Source organism: Myxococcus sp. AB025B (assembly GCF_006518215.1).
Classification (GTDB): Bacteria; Myxococcota; Myxococcia; order Myxococcales; family Myxococcaceae; genus Myxococcus; species Myxococcus fulvus.
This window is the reverse complement of the sequence record NZ_SRLW01000768.1, coordinates 1-318: the sequence shown is the minus strand read 5'-3', so window position 1 is coordinate 318 and position 318 is coordinate 1. Positions and strand designations below refer to the sequence as shown.

The 318-nt window shown below is 64.8% G+C and carries 1 pseudogene; it reads right to left on the bottom strand.

Going from position 1 to position 318, the window contains the following annotated elements:
* Positions 1 to 194: 194 nt before the first annotated feature.
* Positions 195 to 318 (bottom strand): annotated as a pseudogene (locus tag FL311_RS43870) (IS5/IS1182 family transposase); the annotation flags it as partial.

Genomic DNA, 318 nt, shown 5'->3' with positions numbered 1-318 from the left:
ACCTTTCTCTCACGCGAGCTGGCGAACACCGCCGCGCCCCGTCCTCTCTGAGCCCCGTGGATTACCTCACGCAGCGTGGCGCGCCAGAATCCGGCTCGCTGCTGGACTCCGCACGGCCTGCAACATCTCTTCCCGGCAACCAACGCGCTCCTTGCGGCCGCGCTCTCCATCAACCACTTCGCTCAGCAACAATCACGGATGCGCAGGCGGCGAAAGCGGTGCAGATGAGCGAGCCTCTGTTCCACCTTCCACCTGTAGCGTCCCAGCTTCTCGCTGGACTCGATTCCCGGCTTGGCGATGCGGGGAACGATGCTTCGC